Origin of the sequence: Snuella sedimenti (assembly GCF_016428595.1) — a bacterium.
Lineage (GTDB): Bacteria > Bacteroidota > Bacteroidia > Flavobacteriales > Flavobacteriaceae > Snuella > Snuella sedimenti.
The window spans coordinates 13660-34381 of the sequence record NZ_JAELVQ010000033.1; the positions used below are offsets into that span (position 1 = coordinate 13660).

At 36.3% G+C, this 20722-nt stretch carries 23 protein-coding genes and 1 tRNA gene; 18 read left to right on the plus strand and 6 right to left on the minus strand.

Annotated features, from left to right (window positions below; all coding sequences use genetic code 11):
* Positions 1-107: 107 nt before the first annotated feature.
* On the minus strand, positions 108-518 hold the full coding sequence (locus JF259_RS16245) for a BT0820 family HAD-type phosphatase (protein WP_199116763.1): 411 nt from the start codon (positions 516-518) through the stop codon (positions 108-110).
* 50 nt (positions 519-568) lie between these two features.
* Positions 569-2086 carry a 2,3-bisphosphoglycerate-independent phosphoglycerate mutase gene (gene gpmI, locus JF259_RS16250; RefSeq protein ID WP_199116764.1) on the minus strand — a complete coding sequence of 506 codons (1518 nt, stop codon included), beginning with the start codon at positions 2084-2086 and terminating at the stop codon, positions 569-571.
* Between the two features lie 415 nt (positions 2087-2501).
* Here gpmI and JF259_RS16255 point away from each other — a divergent pair, with 415 nt between their 5' ends.
* Entirely contained in the window at positions 2502-2894 is a 393-nt protein-coding gene (locus JF259_RS16255) for an ankyrin repeat domain-containing protein (protein WP_199116765.1), read from the plus strand.
* Positions 2895-2952: 58 nt separating this feature from the next.
* On the opposite strand, the gene JF259_RS16260 is transcribed toward JF259_RS16255, so the two are convergent.
* Positions 2953-3720 (minus strand): M48 family metalloprotease, encoded by a 768-nt coding sequence (locus tag JF259_RS16260; protein ID WP_199116766.1) that lies wholly within the window; start codon positions 3718-3720, stop codon positions 2953-2955.
* A 78-nt stretch (positions 3721-3798) separates the two neighbouring features.
* On the minus strand, positions 3799-4260 hold the full coding sequence (locus tag JF259_RS16265) for a GNAT family N-acetyltransferase (protein WP_233164340.1): 462 nt from the start codon (positions 4258-4260) through the stop codon (positions 3799-3801).
* A gap of 80 nt (positions 4261-4340) precedes the next feature.
* On the opposite strand from JF259_RS16265, the gene JF259_RS16270 reads away from it, so the two are divergent.
* The gene (locus JF259_RS16270; RefSeq protein ID WP_199116767.1) at positions 4341-4769 is read left to right on the plus strand and encodes a GNAT family N-acetyltransferase; all 429 of its coding nucleotides are present in this window, start codon (positions 4341-4343) and stop codon (positions 4767-4769) included.
* A 50-nt stretch (positions 4770-4819) separates the two neighbouring features.
* Positions 4820-4892: transfer RNA gene (locus JF259_RS16275), tRNA-Gly, on the plus strand.
* A gap of 157 nt (positions 4893-5049) precedes the next feature.
* Here the strand turns inward: JF259_RS16275 and pepE are convergent.
* Complete coding sequence (gene pepE, locus JF259_RS16280; protein WP_199116768.1) at positions 5050-5757, minus strand: dipeptidase PepE; 708 nt, start codon at positions 5755-5757, stop codon at positions 5050-5052.
* Between the two features lie 286 nt (positions 5758-6043).
* On the opposite strand from pepE, the gene JF259_RS16285 reads away from it, so the two are divergent.
* The 15 genes from JF259_RS16285 to JF259_RS16355 all read left to right on the plus strand — a co-directional run bounded on the left by JF259_RS16285 (position 6044) and on the right by JF259_RS16355 (position 18924).
* Entirely contained in the window at positions 6044-6838 is a 795-nt protein-coding gene (locus JF259_RS16285) for a carboxypeptidase-like regulatory domain-containing protein (RefSeq protein ID WP_199116769.1), read from the plus strand.
* Positions 6839-6938: 100 nt separating this feature from the next.
* Positions 6939-7790, plus strand: coding sequence for a carboxypeptidase-like regulatory domain-containing protein (locus tag JF259_RS16290; RefSeq protein WP_199116770.1), 852 nt, complete (start codon positions 6939-6941; stop codon positions 7788-7790).
* Positions 7791-7815: 25 nt separating this feature from the next.
* Positions 7816-8625 carry a carboxypeptidase-like regulatory domain-containing protein gene (locus JF259_RS16295; protein WP_199116771.1) on the plus strand — a complete coding sequence of 270 codons (810 nt, stop codon included), beginning with the start codon at positions 7816-7818 and terminating at the stop codon, positions 8623-8625.
* Between the two features lie 56 nt (positions 8626-8681).
* On the plus strand, positions 8682-9185 hold the full coding sequence (locus JF259_RS16300) for a DUF6702 family protein (RefSeq protein ID WP_199116772.1): 504 nt from the start codon (positions 8682-8684) through the stop codon (positions 9183-9185).
* Positions 9186-9289: 104 nt separating this feature from the next.
* Positions 9290-11596 (plus strand): M1 family metallopeptidase, encoded by a 2307-nt coding sequence (locus JF259_RS16305; RefSeq protein ID WP_199116773.1) that lies wholly within the window; start codon positions 9290-9292, stop codon positions 11594-11596.
* Positions 11597-11717: 121 nt separating this feature from the next.
* Positions 11718-12005 carry a Sec-independent protein translocase subunit TatA/TatB gene (locus JF259_RS16310; protein ID WP_199116774.1) on the plus strand — a complete coding sequence of 96 codons (288 nt, stop codon included), beginning with the start codon at positions 11718-11720 and terminating at the stop codon, positions 12003-12005.
* Between the two features lie 179 nt (positions 12006-12184).
* Positions 12185-12520 carry an arsenosugar biosynthesis-associated peroxidase-like protein gene (locus tag JF259_RS16315; protein WP_199116775.1) on the plus strand — a complete coding sequence of 112 codons (336 nt, stop codon included), beginning with the start codon at positions 12185-12187 and terminating at the stop codon, positions 12518-12520.
* Between the two features lie 42 nt (positions 12521-12562).
* A complete protein-coding gene (arsS, locus tag JF259_RS16320) occupies positions 12563-13618 on the plus strand; it encodes an arsenosugar biosynthesis radical SAM (seleno)protein ArsS (protein ID WP_199116776.1) in 1056 nt (351 codons plus the stop codon).
* 11 nt (positions 13619-13629) lie between these two features.
* Positions 13630-14130 (plus strand): rhodanese-like domain-containing protein, encoded by a 501-nt coding sequence (locus tag JF259_RS16325; protein WP_317192103.1) that lies wholly within the window; start codon positions 13630-13632, stop codon positions 14128-14130.
* Positions 14123-14752 carry a TIGR04282 family arsenosugar biosynthesis glycosyltransferase gene (locus tag JF259_RS16330; RefSeq protein WP_199116777.1) on the plus strand — a complete coding sequence of 210 codons (630 nt, stop codon included), beginning with the start codon at positions 14123-14125 and terminating at the stop codon, positions 14750-14752. The genes JF259_RS16325 and JF259_RS16330 overlap by 8 nt, the downstream gene beginning before the upstream one ends.
* Positions 14745-15557, plus strand: coding sequence for a purine-nucleoside phosphorylase (locus tag JF259_RS16335; RefSeq protein ID WP_199116778.1), 813 nt, complete (start codon positions 14745-14747; stop codon positions 15555-15557). Before JF259_RS16330 ends, JF259_RS16335 begins: the two co-directional genes overlap by 8 nt.
* Before the next feature lie 36 nt (positions 15558-15593).
* Positions 15594-16562 carry an arsenosugar biosynthesis arsenite methyltransferase ArsM gene (arsM, locus tag JF259_RS16340; RefSeq protein WP_199116779.1) on the plus strand — a complete coding sequence of 323 codons (969 nt, stop codon included), beginning with the start codon at positions 15594-15596 and terminating at the stop codon, positions 16560-16562.
* A 34-nt stretch (positions 16563-16596) separates the two neighbouring features.
* Positions 16597-17484, plus strand: coding sequence for a sterol desaturase family protein (locus JF259_RS16345; RefSeq protein ID WP_199116780.1), 888 nt, complete (start codon positions 16597-16599; stop codon positions 17482-17484).
* On the plus strand, positions 17481-18182 hold the full coding sequence (locus JF259_RS16350) for a DUF547 domain-containing protein (RefSeq protein WP_199116781.1): 702 nt from the start codon (positions 17481-17483) through the stop codon (positions 18180-18182). Before JF259_RS16345 ends, JF259_RS16350 begins: the two co-directional genes overlap by 4 nt.
* Positions 18183-18219: 37 nt before the next feature.
* The gene (locus JF259_RS16355; RefSeq protein WP_199116782.1) at positions 18220-18924 is read left to right on the plus strand and encodes a TIGR04283 family arsenosugar biosynthesis glycosyltransferase; all 705 of its coding nucleotides are present in this window, start codon (positions 18220-18222) and stop codon (positions 18922-18924) included.
* Positions 18925-19089: 165 nt separating this feature from the next.
* Here JF259_RS16355 and JF259_RS16360 read toward each other — a convergent pair whose 3' ends face one another.
* Complete coding sequence (locus tag JF259_RS16360) at positions 19090-20373, minus strand: hypothetical protein (RefSeq protein ID WP_199116783.1); 1284 nt, start codon at positions 20371-20373, stop codon at positions 19090-19092.
* Positions 20374-20722: the final 349 nt, after the last annotated feature.

A 20722-nucleotide genomic window follows, 5' to 3' on the forward strand; every position in this document is an offset into this window, starting at 1 on the left:
AAGTACAGCTTATAGACAAAAAAAAGAACAAATTTAAAGACTGTCTTGGTCTGCATACTGCATCCCCAACAAAGAGAATCTATAAACAAAACTTATTATATAGGTAGTTAACCTCTATTAAAGAGCTTAAAAAGTATCCCTTTTTTTTGATTAGCCACAGGAGTAGCATTGGTAAGCATTTGATATATCTTCCCCCAACCTACGAAGCCTCCTATGTTTCTATCGTCAATAAACAAATCGGCATGGATTTTTCTACTTAAGGCATCCCCAAACTGTTCTTCGGGGTAGCTTTTATTTACCGCATAAAAAATGATACCGTGGTCATTACAAAAGCGAACCGCTTTTTCCAGTGCATCACCCGATCTATAAGTCCACAAAATAAGACGATGTCCATCTTCTTGCAATCGCTTTAAGGTTTCGAATGCAAAAAGCTTGGGCTTCCCTATTTTTGGATACGCATCTTCAACAATAGTACCATCAAAATCGACAGCTATAATAAGTCTGTTTCCAATGTTCATGCAATTACCAACTTGTGTATAACACAAAAGTACAATAATTTATTTGGTGATTACACCAAACTATGTCGTGTCATAGCTTCAGGCTGTTCAACCCCCATTAATTTAAGAATAGTTGGTGCCATATCTCCTAATATACCATCCTCTATCTGTGTTAATTCATTATCGATTAAAACAACAGGTACCGGGTTTGTAGTATGTGCCGTATTTGGTGTTCCGTCTGGGTTAATCATTGTTTCACAATTCCCATGATCTGCAATAAGTAAAGTTGTATACCCATGCTTTAACGCCGTTGTAACCACATCTTTAACACACTCGTCAACTGCTTCACAAGCTTTAATTGCAGCTTCCATAACACCGGTATGCCCCACCATATCGCCATTTGCGAAATTCAAGCATACGAAGTCTACCTCTTCGTTTTCCAATTCGGGCACTAAAGCATCACGTAATTCATAAGCGCTCATTTCTGGTTTTAAATCGTAAGTAGCTACTTTGGGTGAGTTTCTTAAAATACGTGTTTCACCATCAAATGGTGTTTCTCTACCACCTGAAAAAAAGAAGGTTACATGAGGATACTTTTCTGTTTCGGCTATACGGATTTGCTTTTTATTATGCTTTTCCAATACTTCTCCCAAGGTCTCGGTTAAGTTTTCCTTATTAAAAATAACATTGATGCCTTTATACGTATCGTCATAATTAGTAAGGGTTACATAATGCAAATCCAGCTTGTGCATGTTTTGCTCATGGAAATCTTTTTGTGACAAGGTCTCGGTTAACTCACGTCCGCGATCGGTTCTAAAGTTAAAAAAGATAACGACATCCCCATCTTTAACTTGGGCAACAGGAGCTCCTGATGCATCCGTCATAATTATTGGCTTGATAAACTCATCGGTAATATCGTTATCGTAACTATCTTGAATTGACTCTGTAGCACTGGTAGTTTTTGTCCCGATACCATTCACTATTGCATCGTAAGCCAGTTTTATACGCTCCCAACGCTTATCTCGATCCATTGCATAATAGCGTCCTGTAACAGTCGCTAATTTTGTATTCGTAGATTCTATATGTTCTTCTAGCTCGGTTATAAAACCATAACCCGATTTCGGATCAACATCACGACCATCGGTAAACGCATGTACAAATGTATTTTTAAGTCCAAAATCATTCGCTGCGTCTATCAAACCCAACAAGTGATTTATATGGGAATGCACACCACCGTCACTTAACAAACCTAAAAAGTGTACATCTTTGTTGTTTTCTTTTGCATAATTAAAAGCATCGACCAAAACGGATTCGTTATTAAGCGTTTTATTCTTAACTGCCAGATTAACTTTAACTAAATCTTGATATACAATGCGACCAGCTCCTAAGTTCATATGCCCTACTTCACTGTTTCCCATTTGCCCTTCTGGCAATCCCACGTGTAAACCATCGGTTCTCAGAGTTGCATACGGATACTTTTTGTAAAGTGAATCTATAAAAGGTGTATTGGCATGATCGATTGCTGATACTTTCGGATCTGGTGAATTTCCCCATCCATCAAGAATCATTAAGATGACTTTTTTGTTCATTTTTTATGACGATTTTAATAGAGCTCAAAGATAACGAAGTTTATTAAAAAAAAGCTGTAGCCACACCTTAAAACACCTTATTTTATTAGCTTTTTTTAGAGACTGTTTAAATTCCACCTTTTGGTTTTGTTATGCCCCTTTATTTCACCACTTTTCGTTATGAAAATCCTCATTTAGCGCTGCTAAACTCCGGTTTTAAAGCCTTAATTGGCAAAAAAATGACCTATAACAAATTTCAAAAACGAATTTTAAATAATCTCTTAGCTTATAAAAATTACACCAAACTCCTAATGATTTCTAAAAAAAACGTTAAAAATATGTTATATAACATTTTATTGTGTAACAGTTAAAAGTTTTTATCGTCTCTTTAGTATATCAAAAAACAAATCAATAAATCAAATTAAAATCTTTCATCATGAAAAAAACAATCATTCTATCAGCAATCGCATTATGCTTCTCTATTGTAACAACACATGCAGCCCCATTAGCAAAGACTTCCATTAACAATTCAAAAACTGTTTTTAAGGTGAGTCCTTTCTGTGTTTCAATTGCCAAAGGGGACTTAGAAACTGTTTCAAAACTCATCAATCTTGGAGCGGATGTTAATCAAAAATCAAATGGCATGACTCCTGCTATGTATGCGGCAAAATACAACAGAACAGAAATTTTAAAATTGTTAATTACCAAAGGCGCTAATTTAAAGACTAAGTCCGACAAAGGTATGACCGCAAAAAAATATGCAAAATTACACAAAGCCCATGAAGCTTTAGCTATCATTGAAGATGCACTTGCAAAAAAGAAAAAATAATTAAATAATAATTATTTTGAGTTAGTCACTACAAAGAGCCTTGTTTCCAAGGCTCTTTTTATTTGTTTTTATATTTTTTTATGGATGCCTTAATCTTTTCAATTCTGTTATCCGGATCGGGGTGTGTACTTTGAAATTCGGGAATGCGATCAGGGCCTGCCGCTTCTTTTAATATTTCCATAACGCCTATCATCTCTTGAGGGTTATATCCTGATGCTATCATAAAGCGCACACCTAAATCATCACTTTCCAACTCATCGCCACGACCGTTACGCAATAATGTTTGCTGACCAATGTTCCCAACAAGACCTCCCATATCGGCTCCAACCGATGCGCCTGTTGTAACAGTTTGCCAAAAATCACTTTCTGCAATACGCTCAGCAGAATGCCTCCCGAGTACATGCCCTATTTCATGTCCTAAAACACCGGCTAACTGATCTTCATTTTCTAATTTAGAAAACAACGCATAAGTAATAAATATTTGCCCCCCTGGTAACGCAAAAGCATTTATCGTTTTCTCATCTGCCAATAAATGAAACTCATAGTTATAAGGTGTCTCTTTGGCCATGCTGTTATTAATTAATTTATTTCCTACTTCATCTACCAAAGCCTGATATGTATTATTAGGATGCAAACCTCCATGCTGCTGTGCCATCTGGTCTCTATTATCGATACCTATAGCTATTTCCTGCTCCGAGGTCATATTAATGGTTTGCATACGTCCTGTATAAGGGTTAACCTCCTTACTATTGCATCGCTTTATAAAAGCAAATGCTACTATTGCCAAACCAATTAGCAAACGAAGCTTTAATTTAGTTCCTCTCACTATTATCTATAACTTTTACAAAAACACAACTAGCCCAAGATCATTAATTTAGACCCAAAATTACATTTGAGTCACTGCTCAAGTTAATTTTTTTTTCATGGTATAATGCAAACCAATATTCTTTATATTAAACGGTTCACCTACAATAGTGTATCCTTGCTTTTTATAAAAGTTTAGGGCCACCTCCCTTGCATTGCACCAAATAACACCTGTCAACTTATTCTTTAACAACTGCTCACCATAATTCAACATAATACTTCCCAATCCTTTATTTTGAAAACTTTCCAAAACAGCCATACCCCTTAATTGGTATTGACATTCACTTAAAACCTTATCATGTTTGTTCTTTAAAAAAGAACTAACTGCAACTAGCTCGCCAGCTACAAATACCCCTACATGTATGGTTGTTTCTAAATCATCACCTTCAAAAACACAGGATTCTATAGGTTTACCCCCTCTTAAAACAGGTTGTCTCACCTTGTAAACACTCATAGCGTCTATTACGCGAATCACATATTCTAAATGGCTACTTTTTCCCAAACCATATTGTTTTAGCTCTTTTCAAACTTAACAAAATTTGGTTTACATAAATTATTTATCTTCATTCAAAAAATAAACGCATGGCTTTCTCTTTTAAAATTATTGAAAAAGAACAGATTAATTCTGTAATTCCCTTGGTTAGTAAATTAAATGAACATAAAATTCCCGATACCATCTTAAAACAGCGTTTTGCAGAAATGGTTAACCAAAATTATGAATGTGCAGGTATTTATGACAATAATGGCAAGTTAATAGGTGTTACAGGTTTATGGTTTTCTACAAGACATTATTCGGGAAAAAGTGTAGAAGCCGATCACGTATACATAGACGAAGCATACCAAAACCAAGGTCTTGGTAAACTATTTTTTAATTGGATTTACAATTATGCAAAGCAAAAAGGCTGTGAAGCGATAGAATTAAACACCTATGTAAACAATTATGGCTCACATAAGTTCTATTATAATCAAGGATTTAAAATTTTAGGCTATCATTTTTTAAAAAAGTTCTGATTTTTTTTTGCAAAAGAAACAGTAGTTTACATATATTTGCACTCGTAAAAGCGGGAGTAGCTCAGTTGGTAGAGCGTCAGCCTTCCAAGCTGAATGTCGCCGGTTCGAACCCGGTCTCCCGCTCAAAAAGCTTTGTCATAACTGGCAGAGCTTTTTTGTTTTAAAAAAGTCTTATCAAGAAAAATGCCCATAGGGTGAGAAGTTTATCCTGAGCGCAGCCGATGGAAACCCGGTCTCCCGCTCAAAAAGCTTCATGTTAATGAAGCTTTTTTTATATATGCTATTTTAATCCACTAAGTTCTGTATTAGGAACCACTTCATAAGGTACTTTATTATACTCAAAAATACGCGCAGATAAGTTTCCTTTCAAAATTATCGAACTGTTGTTTACATGTAACCAACTACCCTCCCTTAAACCAACTACTGGTTGTGTATTAAAATAATGGAATTCCCTTATGCGTGTTTCCCGTGTTTCGCCCATATGTTTACTATTAACATCAGGATCCAAATAATGCGGATTGATATTAAACGGTACAAAAGCCAATGCTTTAAAACTAGGCGGGTAAACTATTGGCATATCGTTGGTAGTTCTTATAGTAAGACCACAAATATTACTACCAGCACTTGTACCTAAATAAGGTGTACCATTTTCAACACGCTGCTTTATAGCTCCTATTAAATCATTTTTATATAGCTGATTTGTTAACACAAAGGTATTACCACCGCCTACAAAAATAGCTTTCGCATTTTTAACAGCCTCTTTAGGATCATCATACGCATGTAGCCCTCTAACCGTTTTATTAATTTTAGAAAAAGCGCCGCTTGCCACTTTAGTATAATCATCATATGAAATACCACCCGGTCTTGCATAAGGGATGAATAAAATCTCATTGGCCTCTTTAAAAAAAACAGCTAATTCGTCTAAGATATACTCTAAATAACTACTCCCATGTAATGAAGACGTACTTGCTATTAAAATGTTTTTCACACGTTTAAATTTTAGTAATTAATTGATTTTATTGTAATTATAAAATTAAGAACGTGTGCAACCACTCCTTACACTCGTTCTCTCATTAAAAATTTTAAACATTTCCTTTTGTGAAGTAATTTTTAAAATTTCTTAATGTTCGTTTCACGCGTTTAAAATTTATTAATGTTCATTTCATACTTTCTTTTGAATCGTAAAAGTAAATAAACATAAAACGCTTCAAAAAATTATTCGGATTTTGTTCAAAATAAAATTTTAAAATAGTAACTTAACATAAAAAGTAACCATGAAAAAAATCCTCTTTTTTTTAACACTAACCATCTCTTTACAAACATTTTCCCAAAACTTTTTGCGCATAGAAGTTAAAGGCAAAATTATTGCTGAAAGTAATGATGTCTCTGGCATTGCTATTTTTAACAAATCTTCAAATACGGGAACGGTTACTAACGACAATGGTATGTTTGACATAAAAGTAAAATTAAACGATGTCATAGAAGTTAGTGCCATTCAGTTTCAAAATATCACGTTTCAAGTTAACGAGGCTATCATGGAATCCCGTAGCATGAAAATCTTTTTAATTGAAGAGATAAGAAAACTAGACGAAGTAATCGTATCAAACAATAAGCTTTCAGGAAATTTAAATACAGACGTAGAAAACACAAAGGCTTTTAGCCTCAAATTAGATGCATTGTATTTTGGACTTAGGGCAGCCGATAACAATAAGTTTGAACCCGATTACAAATCCAAGGTAAAGAACAACCTCATGAATTCGCAACGCCAAACTATGATTTACGGACTCAACATTGTAAATGTAGTAGATCAGTTATTATTACCTCTGTTTCGTTCTAAAGTAGCTGACAAAAAAACGCATGGTATTACTGAGATTCCCATAGAATATATTAAACAGTATTTTGGCTCCGAATTTTTAACACATCATTTCAACATTCCAGAGCATAGAGTTGAAGAATTCATACAATTTGTTCAAGCAGAAGATTTCGACTATTCTTTGCTTAACTATGGAAAAGAAATGCAATTTTTAGAATTCCTACATAAAAAGAGCATCACGTTCTTAAAAATTTAAAATGGTATTACTACTTGCTGAGTTTTAACAAACTATTATTACCCTGTTGTATTTTATTTAAGATTCTATAACCTTATTTTATGGTTCCAAACCTTAAAATTTGAAACACAGGTTACTTTTACTCGACAATCGAGATTTAAAATACCTCGTGGGGTTTCCCCGGGGCAGCATACTTTTGCTTCTATTTTCCTCGCTAAGTATATTTGGCCAAACCAAAGAACGCGTCGACATTCAAGGTCGTATTTTCTCTGAGGTCAATGATATTGAAGGCGTTACAATTTACAATACCTCTTCCAACAAAGGCACCATTACCAACAAAGACGGCAAGTTTACCATTGCCGTAACAATGAATGACATCATCGAAATTTCGGCTTTACAATTCGAGACAGTCTCTATTACCATAGACGAGGCCATTGTTATGTCAAAAACGCTAAAAGTGCAATTAATAGAACAACTTAACAAACTAGAGGCAGTTACACTAAATTCGGGACTTACAGGGAATTTGGCTGAAGATATAAACAACGTAAAAACCCCACCTAAACTAAGCATCGACTTAGGCAATATGGATGCCCAAGAACTTAGTGATGACCAGTATAGTAAAGTTGAAAACGAGATCATGCAAAAAGGGCAATTAAAAAACGGAGTGAACTTTATCGCGCTCTATAAAATGCTAGTTCAACCATTATTAAAATCCAAAAAGAAGGAAACAAAAAGCACTAAAGTCGCACCAAAAAGTTTCTCAAAAACAATAACAGACATATGCCCTGAATCTCTTATAAGTGAGGCTACTGGGATTCCGATCGAAAATATTGAACTTTTCTTAACATACATAGAGGAGAAAGGTGTTTCCCAAGATTTACTGGGCAGTAAAAATAAAATGGAACTTTTAGAATATCTTATACAACAGGGTGAGCGCTTTTCAAAAATTAAAACTGAGGAACACCAAAAATAGGCTGACGTACTTTTAGAACACATCAATGACACCAATCCCAAAACACATATATATAACCCTTATACTCCTCTTACTTTGTGCCGCACCTACCTTTTCGCAGCAAGTAACAATCACTGGTAAAGTAGAAGGCAAAGACAATTTAGAAAACATCCATGTTATAAATAAAACCTCGCAAAACTTTACCATTACAAATGCTAATGGCGAGTTTCAAATTAAAGCTAAGCTACAGGACACCCTGTTATTTTCGTCCATACAACACAAAACAAGGTCTATAATTATCAATAAAAACACCCTACAGTTCCGTGCCCTTAGGGTAAATCTTGAAGAACACGTCAATGAACTGGACGAAGTCATTATAGGAAAAACGCTTTCCGGAAATTTACTTTATGATATTAAAAATGTAGACGGGAAACCACCCATCAATTTTTACGATGTTGGCATACCGGGTTATACAGGAAAACCAGCAACACGAAGTGAAAGAATGCTTCACGAGGCAGGCGAATTTAAACCCAGTATGCTATTGGGGCTACTTGGAGGATCCGTCCCCCTAAACCCCATAATAAATGGATTATCCGGTAGGACTAAAATGTTAAAAAACAGGGTTAAACTAGAGGAAAAAGAAGCGCTAATGCAACGTATAAAAAGTAGACTTTCTGGAGATTTTTTTACTTCAAATCCTTTGGAAGAGGATCTACGTATGGATTTTTTCTATTTCTGTGCAGACGACCCTAACTTTATGAAGTACTGCAAAAATCAAACTAATTTTAACATCTTAATATTCTTAAGAAGAAAATACAAGCAGTACCAAGAAAACCTAAAGAACAAAGACAATTAACTTTTTGGAACACTTTTTGAATTCTGAAATAACTACTTTAGCAAAAATATTTAACAATGAAATTTGCAAGACTTTTTGTCCTCTTCCTAGCATTACCGCTTATGGCATTTACAGCCGCCCACAAATACTATGTTAGTGTTACCCAAATTGAATATATACAGGACAAACAATCGGTACAAATTATTTCCAGAATCTTTATAGATGATTTTGAAAAGCTATTACGTGAACGCTATGACGAAACCATTACCTTGACCGCTAAAAATGAAGCAGCATCAACCAATAGCTATATTGAAACTTATTTAAAGGAAAAACTAAGGATTAAGATTAACGGTAAAGATGTTGCCTTTAATTTTATTGGAAAAGATTACGAACTTGATATTATGCGTTGTTTCCTTGAAATTGACGATGTAAAAGCCATTAACACTTTTGAGATTAGCAACCAAGTCTTATTCGACCTTTACAATGAACAACAAAATATTGTAAAGACAAAAATAAACACGAAACAAAAAAGCTTTATTCTAATTTCCCAAAACGACAAAGCAGTGTTAAATTTTAATTAAATTAAGGATGTAACTCCACAAATTTCCTTATTTTCGACGACTTTTTAAAAGGACAAATCTGCTTTTACAAAAGTCATAATCATTAGAAAAACACTAACTTACAAATGAAAAAACTTAAGTATTATTTTCTTTCTGCTGTCTTTGTTTCTGCTGGCCTGTTTGCCCAAGAGCAAGGAAAGCAAGAACGACCACCCGGACACACCAACAACAATAAATTCAAGCAGTTATACGATGAGTTTTCAACACCCAACATGTATAGAGCTGCCTCTGGAGCACCCGGTTCGGCGTATTACCAACAGCAAGCCGATTACAAAATGGATCTTGTTCTAGATGACCAAAATACAAAGTTATCAGGATACGAAACCATCACCTATACAAACAATTCACCAGATAATCTAAAATACCTTTGGGTACAATTAGACCAAAACAAACGCGCTAAAGATTCTAAATCCCCTTTAATTGAAAGTAATGGTTTCCCGCCCGCAGGAGAGCCCCAACGATTCGTAAAAGACTTTTTGAAAGATCCTTTTGATGGTGGTTTTAACATTGAAGCCGTTACCGACAATAATGGAAAACCATTACAGCACATGATTAACAGAACCATGATGCGTGTGGAGCTACCCAAAGTTTTAAAATCTGGAGAAAAATTTTCGTTTTCAATTAAATGGTGGTACAAAATAAACGATCATGTTGTGGACAGAGCGCGTTCTGGATATGAATATTTTCCAAAGGACGGCAACCGCACCTATGTTATCGCTCAGTTTTATCCAAGAATGGCCGTGTATAGTGATGTGGAAGGCTGGCAGAACTCTCAATTTTGGGGACGTGACGAATTCGCCTTACCATTTGGGAATTTTGAAGTTAACATTACAGTGCCTGCCGATCACATCTTAGATGCTACAGGAAAGCTAACAAACAGAAAGGATGTGTTTTCCAAAACTATGATGGAACGTTACGAGCGTGCTAAGAAATCATACGACGAGCCAGTTCTTATTGTAACCCAAGAAGAAGCAGAAGCTGCAGAAAAATCCTTTTCTCAAGAAACCAAAACCTGGAAATTCTATGCAGAAAACGTGCGTGATTTTGGTTTTGCAACTTCAAGAAAATATATATGGGACATGATGGCCGTTAAAGTTGGCAACAAAGATGTTATGGCCGTGTCATTATACGCTAAAGAAGGGAATCCGCTTTGGGAACAATGGTCTACAAAAGCTGTAGCAATTACCCTAAAATCGTATTCCAGAATGACATTCGACTACCCATACCATAAAGCCATATCGGTACACGCCAAACAACAAGGTATGGAATACCCTATGATCTGCTGGAACTGGGGGCGTCCGAAAGAAGATGGCACGTACGACGACCGTACCAAGTACGGCATGATTAGCGTTATCATTCACGAAGTAGGACACAACTTCTTTCCTATGATCGTGAATAGTGATGAACGTCAATGGACATGGATGGACGAAGGTTTAAACTCATTCCTTCAAACAGTTGCCAAAAAGGATATGGGAGAAACCTACCCAGACGTCTTATCAGCTGGAGACAAAACATTCCCAGCAAAAAATAGTGACCCCTCGTCTATCATTCCATACATGAGCGGGAATCAGGATTATACGGCACCCATAATGACCAAAGGTCTAAACACCTATAATTTTGGTGCAAACGCCTATTCTAAACCTGCTGTAGGATTAACCATGCTTCGTGAAACAATTATGGGACGCGAGCTGTTCGACTATGCCTTTAAAGAGTATTCGCAACGTTGGATGTTCAAGCACCCAACCCCTGAAGATTTCTTTAGAACCATGGAAGATGCCTCTGCCTTTGATTTGGATTGGTTTTGGAGAGGTTGGTTCTATACTACCGATTGGGTTGATATCGGAGTAAAAGATGTGAAAAAATACCATGTAACATCCGAACCTAACCAGTACATAAAGGATCTTGCCGAAAAACGTGGTTTCCAATTAGAGGACTTACCCCCTTTAGTTTACTTAGTTGAAGAAGGTAGCGAAGAATACGACGAGGCCAAACATAAAGGCACCTCTGTAGACGACTGTAAGCCTTTAAAAGAATACATTATGGACAATTTTACGACCGAAGAGCGTAAAAGCATTAAATCCCCTAAATATTTTTACAATGTTACTTTCGAAAAACCAGGTGGTTTGGTAATGCCAATTATTGTAAAGTATTCGTATGCAGATGGCACGTCTAAAACGGAAACTTATCCAGCACAAATATGGAGACATAACGACAAAGAAGTCAATAAGGCCATTGCGTCTGACAAGGAAATTGTATCCATTACTGTCGACCCTAACAAAGAAACTGCCGATATAGACACTTCAAATAATGCTTGGCCGAAAGAGATCAAGCAAAGTGAATTTGATCAATTCAAAGAAAAAGTAAAAGGTTAAAACCTTATTTTAAAGCCGGCTTTTAAGAGCCGGCTTTTTTATGGGCTTAATGCTTTTTCCCTAAGCAACATAATCTTGAATAATTCTTTACCGTATTAAAACAACTTACTATATTTGTACCGTGATACATCAAGCTACATTTTTATTTATTAGTGGTGCAGAAATAGCGTTTATACTATTTATTGCAATCATGGTTTTTGGTGCCGATAAGTTACCTGAGATTGCCCGCGGCCTTGGTAAAGGCATGCGCACCCTTAAAGATGCTACCAACGACATAAAACACGAAATTACCAAGAGTGCCGAAAATCACGGTATCGACACCAGCCTTACCAGCGATATTAAAAAGGAACTGGACGAAGTTAAGGACGATCTTGAGGATTTCACAGGTTCTGTAAAACGTAAGTTCTAAGGTTAGTTACCTAAATAAACATATTGGCACGCCTATAAAGTTTAGAACACGCTATTTATAACCATTCCTAAAAATTAAGGCGGTTAAAAATCAAAACTATCTCCTAGTTTTGTTAAGTATTTTTAATCTTTCCGACTTTAATAAAATAGATTTCTATCTTTATTCGAAAAAACTATTTTATGCAAAAAACATACTACGACCCGGCCGATTTAAAAAAATTCGGAAAAATTAGCGAATGGAATGAAGAACTAGGCAGTAAATTCTTTGAGTACTACAATTCGGTTTTTAAAGAGGGCGCCTTGTCCGAACGTGAAAAATCATTAATCGCCTTAGCAGTTTCCCATACCGAGCAATGTCCCTATTGTATCGACGCCTATACCAAAGATGGCCTGCAACGAGGTATTACCAAAGAAGAAATGATGGAAGCTCTACACGTAGGAGCTGCCATTAAAAGTGGCGCTACACTGGTACACGGCGTACAAATGATGAATAAAGTGAATAAACTGGAAATGTAATCCCGCCACACACTTTTACATTTTATATCCAAAACCCAATTAATGGCAACAAAGTCACTACATAAACGCAATAGCGATCTGGCAAATAGCAACAGGCAACTCGACATTCTATCAAACGGAATTTTTAAGAATGGAGAGCTTCCCACTTTTAAATCGAAACTAGCAGAAACTAACTTAGCCCCCATTAAAGCTAAAAAAATAGAAATCCTGCAAATAAACGTTGGCTATATGTGCAACCAGGTATGCGAACACTGCCATGTCGATGCCGGTCCCGATCGTCAAGAAATCATGACACGCGAAACCATGCAGCAATGCTTAAATGTTATTGAAAATTCAGGCGCCCATACACTCGACCTAACGGGTGGCGCTCCAGAAATGAACCCGCACTTCAGGTGGTTTGTCGAAGAAGCATCAAAAGCAGGTATCAAGGACTTTATCGTACGATCCAACCTAACCATAATCAAGGCAAATAAAAAGTATTACGATTTACCAGAGTTCTTCAAAAAGCACAACGTACATGTAGTCAGTTCCATGCCACATTGGACGCGAGGAAAAACCGATAAGCAACGCGGTAATGGTGTTTTCGACAGCTCCATCGAAGCTCTTAAAATGCTTAACGCAGTAGGATATGGCATGCCTGAAAGTCCGTTAAAACTAGACCTTGTTTACAATCCGTCGGGAGCTTTTTTACCCGGTAACCAAGCAGCTCTAGAAAAGGATTTTAAAAAGGCTTTAAAAGAAGATTTCAATATTCAATTCCACAACCTATTTGCCATAACCAATTTACCTATTAGTCGCTTTTTAGACTATTTAATAGCTTCCGAAAATTACGAAGATTACATGTACAGTCTGGTTGAAGCATTCAACCCTTCTGCCGTAGCCAACGTAATGTGTACCAACACCCTATCGGTAAGCTGGGACGGCTACCTATACGATTGTGATTTTAATCAGATGCTGGAATTACCTGTTAACAGCAAAGCAAAGCACATTTCAGAATTTAACCAAGACCTATTAGAAGGTCGTAATATTGTCATTTCACAACATTGTTACGGTTGTACCGCCGGTGCCGGAAGCAGTTGCCAGGGATCAGTGACTTAAATTTAAAACGTTTGAAAAGATCACTAATACATACATCTTTATTAATGCTCATAGTACTTCCGTTATGGGGACAAAATAATATTGGCGATGTATTAAAGCAGCACAACACCAAAAGTGTTCCTTACATCTCGGTTCAGGAGCTGGCAATGCCCAAAACTAATGCCATCATTCTGGATGCACGAGAGCCAAGGGAATACAAAATAAGCCATATCAAAAATGCCATTCACGTTGGTTATGATTTTTTTAGTGTTGATACGATAACACAAAAGATCCCCGATAAAACATCTCATATTGTTGTATACTGTTCCCTTGGTATTCGGTCCGAAGTCATTGCCGAAAAACTAAAACAAACAGGCTATACTAACATTTACAATTTATATGGTGGTATTTTTGAATGGAAAAACAACAATTTTAAACTATTCGATTCCAACGAAAAAGAAACGGATTCCGTACATGTTTTTGATGAAACATGGAAACAATGGTTAACTAAAGGCATTAAAGTTTATGACTAAAGCACTCATTATTGTTTTTGTTAAAAATATTAAGTTAGGAAAAGTAAAAACACGTTTGGCAAAAACGATAGGTAGCCAAGCAGCATTCGAAGTTTATAAAGAATTGGTAGAAATTACAGAACAAGCCACCCTAAACATACCTGTAGACAAGCGCATTTATTTCTCTGATGCCATTATAGATTCGAAATGGCCCAACGATTACAAAACCGTTCAAAAAGGGCAAAACCTAGGAGAGCGCATGCAAAATGCTTTTAAAAAAGGATTTGAAGACGGTTACACCCATATTGTGCTGATTGGCTCTGACTTACCAGATATTAACGCCAAACATATCGAAAAAGGTTTACAAGCATTAAATAACACCCAAGTTGTTTTTGGTCCTGCTACCGATGGTGGTTATTACCTAATAGGACAAGCAAAATACCACCCGTTTATCTTTAACAACAAACCCTGGAGCCAAACCAATTTATTGGATGTTACACGCCTAGAATTAGAACAGAAAAACATATCTTACACCCTACTGGAAGCATTAAATGATATTGACACCTATGAAGACTTAATAGCCTCCAACTTTTACCAATCGAACGAAGCGTTAAAACAAAAAATACAAGAATTAAATGATTAAATACATAGAAGAAACCGTAGAATACTTACAGCAAAAAGGTTTCGAAGCCCCAGAAATTGGCATCATTTTAGGTACTGGTTTAGGACAACTAACAAACGACATAGATATAATAAAAGAAGTAAGCTACAACCATATACCTAATTTCCCCACGGCCACCGTCGAGTTCCATAAAGGAAAATTAATCTACGGAAAGCTTGAAGGCAAAAAAGTAGTGGTTATGCAAGGGCGCTTCCACATCTATGAAGGCTATACCCTCCAGGACGTAACCTATCCAGTACGCATTATGGAAAAATTAGGTATTAAAACGCTCCTTGTTTCCAATGCCGCAGGCGCTATTAACTTAAATTTTAAGAAGGGTGAATTAATGCTTATCGAAGACCATATTAACCTGCAAGGCAGTTCGCCCTTAGCCTTTAAGGGCGTTGAACTTTTAGGCGAACGTTTTACCGATATGAGTGCCCCTTACAATGCTGATATTAACTCAAAGTTTAAATCCATTGCAAAAGCCAATGGTATTACCCTTCATGAAGGCGTTTATGCCAGTGTTGTAGGACCACAACTAGAAACACGTGCCGAATACAAAATGCTAAAAATAATTGGAACCGATGCAGTGGGCATGAGTACCGTTCCCGAGATAATTGTTGCCAATCATTTAAAATTAAACGTTGCTGCCGTGTCAGTTTTAACAGATGAATGCGACCCAAACAATCTAAAACCGGTAGACATTAACGATATTATTGCCATGGCAGAAAAGGCTGAACCAGAGATGATTCTGCTCTTCAAGGAATTAATTAAAACATTGTAGGCAATGAAAATATCAAATACTTAACGATTAAAACACATGAGTTATCTAGAAACGACGCATAATGTATATAAAGAAGCAGCCCTTAGTCCTAACGTAGGCTTATGTTGCACAACCAATCCCGTTTGGGAATTACCAGGCTTAAAAATTCCTAAAATCATGCAGGAAATGAACTATGGCTGTGGTAGTACAGTTCATGCTCGCGACCTTACCAACAACCCGAAAACACTGTATGTGGGTGTTGGTGGTGGTATGGAGCTACTACAATTTGCCTATTTTAACCGACAAAAACATGGTGTTATTGGCGTTGATGTTGTAGACGAAATGCTGGAAGCTTCCCGTAAAAATTTCATAGAAGCCGAAACGCTTAATCCGTGGTTTAAAAGTGAATTTGTCGACCTAAAAAAGGGAGATGCCATGCACTTGCCCGTAGAAAGTAACAGTATAGATGTTGCCGCGCAAAATTGTTTGTTCAATATATTCAAGGCCGACGATCTAAAAAAAGCCATATCTGAGATGTACCGCGTTTTAAAGCCGCACGGACGCCTGGTTATGAGCGACCCTACCTGCGAACACCCTATGAATGAAACACTGCGTAACGACGAGCGCTTAAGAGCCCTATGTCTTAGTGGTAGCCTACCCATTAAAGACTACGTAAAAATGCTTACCGATGCCGGCTTTGGCACCATAGAGATAAGAGCTAGGAAACCGTATAGAATCCTTGATCCTAAAAATTACCCTACAGATGAATTGATCTATATTGAGTCGATTGAAGTCGCAGCTATCAAAGATCCCATGCCCGAAGACGGCCCCTGTATCTTTACCGGAAAAGCAGCTATTTATTACGGTGATGCCGATTATTTTGACGATAAGGCTGGCCACATGTTACTTAAAAATCAGCCATTGGCAGTATGCGATAAAACAGCCAAAGCATTAAAAGCACTTAACAGGGATGATATTTTTATAAGTGAGTCTACCTACCATTATGATGGTGGTGGATGTTGTTAAAATACCTTAAGATTTCCGCTTTCGTGAGAGGTGTATGGAAAAGTATATTGATATCATAAAAAATTCGTATTCCGGATATTGGAATTATCTTAAACAAGAGCTCTTATTCCAAAACCATTGGGACAACTATTTTTATGGGTTGATTGTTATTTCGTTACTCGTTTGGGGCTTGGAAATCCTATTTCCTTGGCGTAAAAACCAAGCAATTATTAGAAAAGATTTTTGGCTGGACACCTTTTACATGTTCTTTAATTTCTTTTTACTCAACCTCATCGTATTAATAGCCCTATCCAATACAATCGCTGAAATTTTTGACGACATACTCAAAATTTTTAATCTGTCCGTTACTAGCTTTCAGCTTTTCGATGTAGACAACCTTCCCAAATGGCTCGGATTAACAGTCTTCTTTTTGGTATCCGATTTTGTGCAATGGAACACCCATCGTTTATTACACCGCGTTCCCCTTTTATGGAATTTTCACAAAGTACACCACAGTGTGAAGCAAATGGGCTTTGCCGCACATTTACGCTACCATTGGATGGAACCTGTGGTTTACAAATCAATTTTATACATTCCTCTAGCCATTATCGGGAATTACAATGCTCAGGATGTTGCTGTCGTTTATTTTTTCACCATTGCCATTGGCCATTTAAACCATGCCAATTTAAACTGGGATTACGGTATTTTAAAATACATTTTCAACAACCCCAAAATGCACATTTGGCACCACGCCAAAACCCTCCCAAAACATGTTAGGTATGGTGCCAATTATGGACTAACATTAAGTGTTTGGGATTATTTATTTAAAACAAATTACATGCCCTACAACGGTCGCGATATTGAATTGGGGTTTGAAGGCGACGAAGCATTCCCTCAAGACTTTATTAACCAAGAGTTATACCCTTTAAATAAAAAATCATGATAAGACTTTATAACGTTTTACTTTTGTTCTTTTTAAGTGTCTCTGTTTTTGGCCAAAAAGCAGATCATGGGTTGTGGAACGCGTTTTTACAAACGTATGTTTCCAAAGAAGGACTTGTTAACTATAAAAGCATACAATCCAATCCTGAACATTTAAACACCTATTTAAATACCATAACAAAAACACCTCCCCAATCACATTGGACAAAGCAAGAAACCCTAGCTTATTGGGTTAACGCCTACAATGCTTTTACCATTAAACTTATTATTGACAACTATCCTTTAAACAGTATTAAAGACATTAAAAACCCTTGGGATAAGAAGTTTATCACCATTAAAAATAAAACCTTGTCCCTAAACCAAATTGAACATGACATCCTAAGAAACATGAACGAACCCCGCATTCATTTTGCTATTGTCTGTGCCTCAATGTCCTGTCCCAAATTATACAACGAAGCTTACAATGCCAAAAACTTAGAAGCACAACTCAATAAGGCTGCTAAACATTTTTTAAACGATACCACCAAAAATAAGATCACGAAAAATAAACTTGAACTTTCAAAACTATTTAAATGGTTTTCTTCCGATTTTAAACAGAATGGCAAACTCGTTGACTTTCTCAAACAATATTCCGATATTGATATTTCAAAAAAGGCCAAAATAACTTACAAGGATTACAATTGGAATTTAAACGAGTAAGCTTACAGAGTATAAACGCTGTGCAATACGAACAAAAATGCATCAACTGTCCATAATCATCCCTATTTTAAACGAAGCAAACACGATTGGTAAACTACTTGATTATCTTAAAAAAAATGCTGCTTCCCAAAAACATATCGCAGATATTATAGTGGTTGATGGCGGTAGTACGGACGGATCGCAAAACATCGTTTCTACCTTTCCCAATGTTACATTGATACCTTCCGAAAAAGGGCGTGCCAAACAAATGAACCTTGGCGCTATCAAAGTATCGGGGAACATTCTTTACTTTTTGCACGCCGATTCCTTGCCTCCAAAACACTTTGACAGCCACATTATTAACGAAGTTAAAAAAGAAAACGAAGCAGGGTGCTTTAAAATGAAATTCGACAGTGCCCACTGGTGGCTTAAACTGGCTGGTTGGCTCACCCAATTCCCCTGGCGTGCCTGTCGGGGTGGTGACCAAAGCCAATTTATAACCAAAACCCTTTTTAATAGCATTGGAGGCTATAATGAAAACTACACCATTTATGAAGATAACGACCTCATAAATAAACTATACGCACGTAAACAGTTTGTAGTAATTCAGGAATGGTTAACCACGTCGGCCCGGTGCTACCATACCAATGGCATATGGCGTTTGCAATACCATTACTGGACCATTTATTTAAAAAAATGGCAGGGTGCCTCACCAGCCGAGTTGCACCAATACTACTTAAAGTATGTACGAGTTGAAAAATGACCGTGTTAGTTCCAGGGCATTACCAACCATTCAAAATATAGGATAACTAATGAGAATACGTTTTAACTTTGAGAAACTAGACTGGTGCTTTTTATGGGGGCACCTTGTCGGTGTTCATGTTTGGCCGTACCGACCACACGAACACTTAGTTATTAGGCATAGTTTTTATTCAGTTAGTTCAATTTCTTTTCCAGTTGTTGTTAATATTTTATCACGACACTTCTTCTTGAATCCCTCATCGTCTGGGTTCTCGATTATGTAACTAATAGCTTTAAAAATTTCTACTGTTGTTAACAGTCCAAAACTTTTTTTATTTGCTACAATTTTTACTTTCTCTGTAAATGGTTCTTTCCTTTTCTCTGGATTTGTAAGTCGATAGTGATTTCCAATTAACAAGCCTTGCGGGTATTCTTCTGTCAATTCAAAATCTTCGTCTACTGCGCGATTTAGCTGGTCTAATTTTCCTATATGAATAGCGTCATTATCCCTTCCTTCAATTTCCGCAATCCCTCTACCTTCGTCTGATTCAAAAACCACATCGTGCTCTAAATCATCTTGTTTTCTATTTTCTGACTTAAACCCAAAAAGACGAAATGATTTTAAAACTAAAATTTCAAGCTCATTGCCTTGTTCATATAACAAGCCTTTAAATTGAGTAAGTTCAGATTTCTCTTTTTGAATGTGGCTTCTTTTCAATTCTAAAGCATCAATCTGTTTTCCTAATTCAATTAGTTTACTTTCCAAATCAGACTCTCCATTTAAACTAAAAAAACTTGTCCAAGAAGGTGGTGGTGTTTGTTGCTTTTTTAATAAAAACCGTTCAGTACATTGCCTAATTACACCTGTAAACTTACTGTCGTCTTTGTCATAATTTAATGATGGTAAATTGATAATTAGTCCATTTGAATATTTATGAAAAGATGCAATTGGTCTGTTTGCTTTGTTTAAAATAAAAAAATCTTGATTTTCTGTACCATCAAAATCAAAATATGCTGTGTACTCAATTTCGTCTTTGAAGGCGTGAAAGAATTGAGAAAAAATAGTTTTTCCTTTAGGGTTATGTTTTATCGAGTTTTGTTGATTGCTTGAACCAGATTTAAGTCTGTCAAGAAAGTAATTTTGTGGAAGTGGTAGAAAATCATAGTTGGTTACAACATCAAATTTACTTCTATCTCCAATTTCCCCATTAAATCCTGAAATCGGATGCAAAATAGAGATTATAATTCTTCCGTTCTCTAAAATCTTTTCAACCTCGTTTTTTCTTGCTTCAAAAATTTGTCTTATTTGGTCAGAAGTTGGCGAGTAAACTCTACCAACATTGTCGTCTCCATACCTAACTCTGTCTTCCCATAATTTATGGAATTCAGATGGGTCGAATATTACTACATCAGCATCGAGCAAAGTTTCGTCTCCATTAATTGAAGTATTTACGACTTTTTTGTCGTTCAAATAATAATCTACTGTTACAATGTTTATCATATTCAAATTATGCCCAACGGTTTGTGTATGAAACGTAGCGTGTAAAAAGACACTAACTTTTCGGATTAACACAGAGCCGAATTTTTATATTTTGTTATTAACTTATCAATTTTGAAAGCCAAACTAAAAATTTGGCGGTCTTTGCAAATAAGCACAAACCTTTCTATTTAGTACTTAATTAGCTATGTTTTATACACCGTGTTGAACTAAACCTAAAGGTAGCTTTCGGGTGAAATACTCTCACTTTTGGCTACCTTTAAGTATTCGTAAATATCTTAAGCTTAAAATTATGAAAAAAAAGTCTTACTCTGATTGAAAA

Coding starts and splice junctions, on each gene's coding strand:
- JF259_RS16245 (WP_199116763.1), bottom strand. CDS start 518: ATGAACATTGGAAACAGACTTATTATAGCTGTCGATTTTGATGGTACT.
- gpmI (WP_199116764.1), bottom strand. CDS start 2,086: ATGAACAAAAAAGTCATCTTAATGATTCTTGATGGATGGGGAAATTCA.
- JF259_RS16255 (WP_199116765.1), top strand. CDS start 2,502: ATGAAAAAAACAATCATTCTATCAGCAATCGCATTATGCTTCTCTATT.
- JF259_RS16270 (WP_199116767.1), top strand. CDS start 4,341: ATGGCTTTCTCTTTTAAAATTATTGAAAAAGAACAGATTAATTCTGTA.
- JF259_RS16285 (WP_199116769.1), top strand. CDS start 6,044: ATGAAAAAAATCCTCTTTTTTTTAACACTAACCATCTCTTTACAAACA.
- JF259_RS16295 (WP_199116771.1), top strand. CDS start 7,816: ATGACACCAATCCCAAAACACATATATATAACCCTTATACTCCTCTTA.
- JF259_RS16300 (WP_199116772.1), top strand. CDS start 8,682: ATGAAATTTGCAAGACTTTTTGTCCTCTTCCTAGCATTACCGCTTATG.
- JF259_RS16305 (WP_199116773.1), top strand. CDS start 9,290: ATGAAAAAACTTAAGTATTATTTTCTTTCTGCTGTCTTTGTTTCTGCT.
- JF259_RS16315 (WP_199116775.1), top strand. CDS start 12,185: ATGCAAAAAACATACTACGACCCGGCCGATTTAAAAAAATTCGGAAAA.
- arsS (WP_199116776.1), top strand. CDS start 12,563: ATGGCAACAAAGTCACTACATAAACGCAATAGCGATCTGGCAAATAGC.
- JF259_RS16330 (WP_199116777.1), top strand. CDS start 14,123: ATGACTAAAGCACTCATTATTGTTTTTGTTAAAAATATTAAGTTAGGA.
- JF259_RS16335 (WP_199116778.1), top strand. CDS start 14,745: ATGATTAAATACATAGAAGAAACCGTAGAATACTTACAGCAAAAAGGT.
- arsM (WP_199116779.1), top strand. CDS start 15,594: ATGAGTTATCTAGAAACGACGCATAATGTATATAAAGAAGCAGCCCTT.
- JF259_RS16345 (WP_199116780.1), top strand. CDS start 16,597: ATGGAAAAGTATATTGATATCATAAAAAATTCGTATTCCGGATATTGG.
- JF259_RS16350 (WP_199116781.1), top strand. CDS start 17,481: ATGATAAGACTTTATAACGTTTTACTTTTGTTCTTTTTAAGTGTCTCT.
- JF259_RS16355 (WP_199116782.1), top strand. CDS start 18,220: ATGCATCAACTGTCCATAATCATCCCTATTTTAAACGAAGCAAACACG.